The following is a 4,660-nucleotide window of genomic DNA, read 5'->3' as shown; positions in this document are numbered from 1 at the left end:
GAAACTGACGAGATAAAAATATCTCTTGTTTGATTTTGCGAACAAAATCGTTTCACTCACTCGTTGTTCAGTTTTCAAAGATCAAACATTTCTCTTTCGCTGCGTTTTTCAGCAGCTATAAGATCATATCATGTTCGTTTCAAAAATACAAGGGTTATTTTTTCTTTTTTTGAAGATCGTTTCACCCAAGTTTTTCGCTTTTGAAACTGCTGTTTTATTGTCAGCTCAAATAATATATCATTTTCAGCAAAAGAAAGCAACTTGTAAATAATCCCTTTTTCAAACTTAAAATCCCTTTCACCGTTTAGTCAACCATTATTAGCTCCAATGTTATTTCAAAACAGCTAGTTCATAAAATGTCATGTGTTCAGTTCCATTTAATATAAATATATTATTGGTAATTAACCGCTATACGACGTTAATTAGTTTTTTTGTAATCTATTTTGTTCGTTAACCCCGTTACCCCATGTGCTAGATTGTTAGAAGACATGCAACAAGGCGAAGCCTCTTGGACCCCGCCTAATGGTATTCATAATATTAGAGGCGACAAATTTCATGGGCACATTGGCCGTACGAAGGACAGCAGCACATGCCACGTAATACCTTGAGATCGTGAATGACAATCTTTCCATCCCTTGTATCTAGGGTTCCCTGCTCTTTCAGCGCGCTCAGCATCCGGTTCACACTCTCTCGTGTCGCTCCAATCATCTCACCTAATTCGGAGTGACTAAGCTTCATATTTAGTAAAATGCCATCCTTCACAGCCACGCCACATGTATTGCTAGCACGGATCAATGTAGACGCTAGCGCTCCAGTTTTACCATACAACAGTAAGTCCCGAAAGCGCGATTGCATAATGCGTTGCTTCATCGCCATCCACTGGATGAACTGAAGTGCCATTTCCCCATTTTTGGACAAGAGCGACTCCAGATCCTTAACAAGCACGACGCCTAACTCACACACATCGGCTGTTTCCGCAGTGCAGCTATACTCTTCTCCATCTATCCCGCTAAATTCCCCAATTAAGTCACCTTGATGCTGAATGGTCAGAATCAGTTCTTTACCATCTTCTGTCGATTTACGAAGTTTAACATGACCTGAATGTATATAATAAAGCTGCTCTGCATCATCGCCCTCTCGGAAAAGCATAACGCCTGCCTTTACCTTCTTCCAGGACATAATATCTTTTAGCAGATCCAAATGTTCTTCTGTCAAATAAATCTGAATTCCCGTGCGTTCCGCTTCGTCCCCAAACCGTTCCATACAAGTGGCTTGCATGTTAGCGTCCTCCTCGTGTTTACCTGATATCTATATCATAATGTTTTAATGCCTGGGTTGTTATCGGGAGAACACCTGATTTTATACCTTCCTACTCCCTGATTTACTGTGATAAATATCACTTCCGAGGTAAGCTAATGCCCCATTTATCGGCCTTTTCCCTACTCCTTACCCGACCAGATGAAAAGTCAGTGTTTCCTGCGCCTATAGATCAGGGGGTTCCCTGATCTACTTTTGTAACTGTCGGAACTACAATGAATTAGAGATATAGTTTGGTTATGAAAAAGGATGTGTCTTCTATGCTACAAATAACGGATGAAATGCGAAAAGAACTGAATCAGTTGAGAGATACTATTTATGGTGATCTCACTGCCCTTGCATTTATGTCCAAGTCGGGTGGTAAGTTGCATTGGTATTACGCCTCCGGTAGCCGAAGCAATCGCTATCGTCTTATTTCTTTTAAGATTGGCCATGGTATTGCCGGGATGGCTGTTCGCTTGGGACGTACCGTGACTGTAAGTGCTTTGCTATCAGGTAGTATACGTTTGCGTCAGGAATGTGCACTAATGCTGGCCGAGCAGCTTCACTCTGCTGTTGCTATTCCCTTTTCCAGCACAGGGGATCTGCCCAACGGTGTGCTGCTTCTTGGTAATCGTGATGTGAGGATGTTCACAGAGTCTGATGTAGCCGAGGCCACTCAAGTCGCTCAACGCCTTAGCCAACTATGTGCTTACCCTCTTACTCCATAGATCAACAATGTTTCTGTAGATAATGAAACTCATAAAATACTTGATATGACTGTCCCTAACTATCTTTGTTGATTGAAATCCCTAAAATTTGCTATGATTATGACAAAACGCACGGTTTTTTTACCGTTCGAGGGGATGACAAATTGATTCGTATACTAGTAGTGGATGATCACGTTGTCGTACGTTCTGGCCTCATGGCCCTATTGGACGGCAAAAACGGTATCAAGGTAGTAGGAGATGCAGCAGACGGGGATGAGGCAATCCACAAGGCAGTGGAGCTACAACCTAATGTGGTGCTCATGGATTTTAGCATGCCACCTGGCAAAGATGGTCTCACGGCAACCACTGAATTAAAAAAAAAGTTGCCCGACACAGAAGTCCTTATTTTAACAATGCATGATGATGAAGAATATCTGTTCCGGGCCATTCAGGCTGGAGCATCCGGATATATTTTAAAAAGCGCACCTCACGAGGAGTTGCTCGCTGCCATCCAGTCTGTAGCCGAGGGTAGTGCCTATTTGTACCCGAATGCAACCAAACGACTGATGAGTGAATATCTGGACAAAATCAAACAGGAAGGCATAGCCGGACCCTATGAATCCCTATCTGAGCGGGAAAAGGAGATTCTATCGTGGGTAGCCAAAGGATATGCCAACAAGGAAATTGCCGAGCACCTAGTGATTAGCGTCAAAACCGTAGAGTCCCATAAAAGTAACCTTATGGAGAAGCTTAACTTGAAAACACGACCTGAGCTAGTCAAATTCGCACTAAAAAAGGGGCTGCTCCATTATGAATGAACCTTCTAATCCTTTACTGCAGCATGCCTTTGGTGAATCAACCGATACATTGCTGAATGATCTAGAAATTTATATACCAGAGTCCCCTTTTCTCCATGCACTACGTAACTCACTCCACCAACTATCCAATCTAAAATTTGCTCTAGATACGTCTTCCATTGTTGCTTTGACCGATCATCGAGGTATTATTCAGTACGTGAACGACAAGTTTTGTGAGATTTCGCAATACAGTCGTGAAGAGCTGATCGGTCAGGATCATCGTCTCATTAATTCAGGCTATCATACCCCTGCCTTCATGAAAAACCTGTGGACTACAATCCGTTCAGGTGAGGTATGGCAAGGAGAAATACGTAATCGTGCTAAAGATAACAGCTACTACTGGGTAAATACTACGATCGTTCCGTTTATGGACGAGGAAGGTAAACCCTATCAGTACTTAGCGATCCGCAATGAGGTCACTAAACTGAAGAAAGTAGAAGCAGAACTCCAGTCTATGATGACGCAAGTCATGCAAATACAGGAAGAAGAACGTAAACGCTTTTCAAGAGAGCTACATGATGGGATAGGACAAAGCTTGTTTTCACTTATTATTCAGTTAGATAGCCAACTTGCCGAACAACCTAGTGCTGCTCTGGAGAGTCTTCGTTCGCAGGTGACCGACATCATCAAAGATGTTCGTGGTCTAGCGTGGGAACTTCGTCCCTCAGTTCTGGATGATTTGGGTGTCGTCCCAGCTATAAGAACCTATATTGAAAACTTCTGTTCTCATTACGGGATTGAGGTGCATTTTCAATGCACTCTACGTAAACGCCTTGATATTCGCAAGGAAATAGCAATTTATCGGATTGTACAGGAGGCATTAACGAATGTAGCCAAATACGCAGATGTAGCGGAGGCATATGTCGACGTTGAGGATCAAGATGAAATGATACAAGTGACCATTCGGGATGAGGGCATTGGATTCTCTGGAAAGTCCCAAGGAGAGGGAGTTGGATTGTTCAGTATGGAAGAACGAGCTAGAGGGGTAGGGGGATTTATGAGCATGACCTCTGCTCCAGATGAGGGAACCTCCATCCAGCTGACCATTCCCGTGTAAAAACTGTCCACTAGATCGGTTATCGGTGTATACCAGTTGTATGATCAGAACGATATACACCGATACCGAGATTATGAATAATCAATACATTGTGGGTACATGAAGATAAATACAAAAAAAGAGAGAGCTCTGTCCCCAGACAGGCTCTCTTTATTTATAAGGTGTCACCACTGAGGCAACAAGAATCCGCTATAGCAAAAAGCGGGTGATGGGAATCGAACCCACGCTACCAGCTTGGAAGGCTGGAGTTCTACCATTGAACTACACCCGCAAATCAGTATCGGGATGACACGATTTGAACATGCGACCCCCTGGTCCCAAACCAGGTGCTCTACCAAGCTGAGCTACATCCCGACATTATACTTTTTTTAAGAAATGGCGCGCCCTGAGAGATTCGAACTCCCGGCCTTTTGATTCGTAGTCAAACGCTCTATCCAGCTGAGCTAAGGGCGCATATTTAAATCCATAATGAGCAGTCAAGGCGCCACCCAGATTTGAACTGGGGATGAAGCTTTTGCAGAGCTTTGCCTTACCACTTGGCTATGGCGCCGTATGGATAATGGAGCGGACGACGGGAATCGAACCCGCGACCCTCGCCTTGGCAAGGCGATGCTCTACCGCTGAGCCACGTCCGCAAAATATGGTGCGGTCGAGAGGACTCGAACCTCCACGGGGGTTAGCCCACACGGACCTGAACCGTGCGCGTCTGCCAATTCCGCCACGACCGCAAAATAATTATA

At 44.1% G+C, this 4,660-nt stretch carries 4 protein-coding genes and 6 tRNA genes; 3 read left to right on the top strand and 7 right to left on the bottom strand.

Going from position 1 to position 4,660, the window contains the following annotated elements; all coding sequences use genetic code 11:
* Positions 1 to 537: 537 nt before the first annotated feature.
* Complete coding sequence (locus tag MKX30_RS27325; RefSeq protein WP_023986659.1) at positions 538 to 1,278, bottom strand: Crp/Fnr family transcriptional regulator; 741 nt, start codon at positions 1,276 to 1,278, stop codon at positions 538 to 540.
* Positions 1,279 to 1,577: 299 nt separating this feature from the next.
* On the opposite strand from MKX30_RS27325, the gene MKX30_RS27320 reads away from it, so the two are divergent.
* The 3 genes from MKX30_RS27320 to MKX30_RS27310 all read left to right on the top strand — a co-directional run bounded on the left by MKX30_RS27320 (position 1,578) and on the right by MKX30_RS27310 (position 3,920).
* On the top strand, positions 1,578 to 2,027 hold the full coding sequence (locus tag MKX30_RS27320) for a GAF domain-containing protein (protein ID WP_028542674.1): 450 nt from the start codon (positions 1,578 to 1,580) through the stop codon (positions 2,025 to 2,027).
* A gap of 143 nt (positions 2,028 to 2,170) precedes the next feature.
* A complete protein-coding gene (locus MKX30_RS27315) occupies positions 2,171 to 2,824 on the top strand; it encodes a response regulator (protein WP_023986657.1) in 654 nt (217 codons plus the stop codon).
* Positions 2,817 to 3,920, top strand: coding sequence for a PAS domain-containing sensor histidine kinase (locus MKX30_RS27310; protein ID WP_023986656.1), 1,104 nt, complete (start codon positions 2,817 to 2,819; stop codon positions 3,918 to 3,920). Before MKX30_RS27315 ends, MKX30_RS27310 begins: the two co-directional genes overlap by 8 nt.
* Positions 3,921 to 4,120: 200 nt before the next feature.
* Here MKX30_RS27310 and MKX30_RS27305 read toward each other — a convergent pair.
* From MKX30_RS27305 to MKX30_RS27280, 6 genes are all read right to left on the bottom strand, one after another.
* Positions 4,121 to 4,191: transfer RNA gene (locus MKX30_RS27305), tRNA-Gly, on the bottom strand.
* A 9-nt stretch (positions 4,192 to 4,200) separates the two neighbouring features.
* Positions 4,201 to 4,274, bottom strand: a tRNA-Pro gene (locus tag MKX30_RS27300).
* A gap of 22 nt (positions 4,275 to 4,296) precedes the next feature.
* A tRNA-Arg gene (locus MKX30_RS27295) sits at positions 4,297 to 4,373 on the bottom strand.
* Between the two features lie 26 nt (positions 4,374 to 4,399).
* Positions 4,400 to 4,470 (bottom strand) — tRNA-Cys (locus MKX30_RS27290).
* A 10-nt stretch (positions 4,471 to 4,480) separates the two neighbouring features.
* Positions 4,481 to 4,555, bottom strand: a tRNA-Gly gene (locus tag MKX30_RS27285).
* A gap of 6 nt (positions 4,556 to 4,561) precedes the next feature.
* Positions 4,562 to 4,648 (bottom strand) — tRNA-Leu (locus tag MKX30_RS27280).
* Positions 4,649 to 4,660: the final 12 nt, after the last annotated feature.

The sequence above is a fragment of the Paenibacillus sp. FSL P2-0173 genome (assembly GCF_038008045.1).
GTDB lineage: Bacteria > Bacillota > Bacilli > Paenibacillales > Paenibacillaceae > Paenibacillus > Paenibacillus polymyxa_B.
Note: the sequence above shows the minus strand (reverse complement) of the source record. Positions and strands in the feature narration are given on the sequence as shown.

What these genes read in the sequence shown, in the direction of transcription:
- MKX30_RS27325 (WP_023986659.1), bottom strand. Translation starts at nt 1,278, where the DNA reads ATGCAAGCCACTTGTATGGAACGGTTTGGGGACGAAGCGGAACGCACG.
- MKX30_RS27320 (WP_028542674.1), top strand. Translation starts at nt 1,578, where the DNA reads ATGCTACAAATAACGGATGAAATGCGAAAAGAACTGAATCAGTTGAGA.
- MKX30_RS27310 (WP_023986656.1), top strand. Translation starts at nt 2,817, where the DNA reads ATGAATGAACCTTCTAATCCTTTACTGCAGCATGCCTTTGGTGAATCA.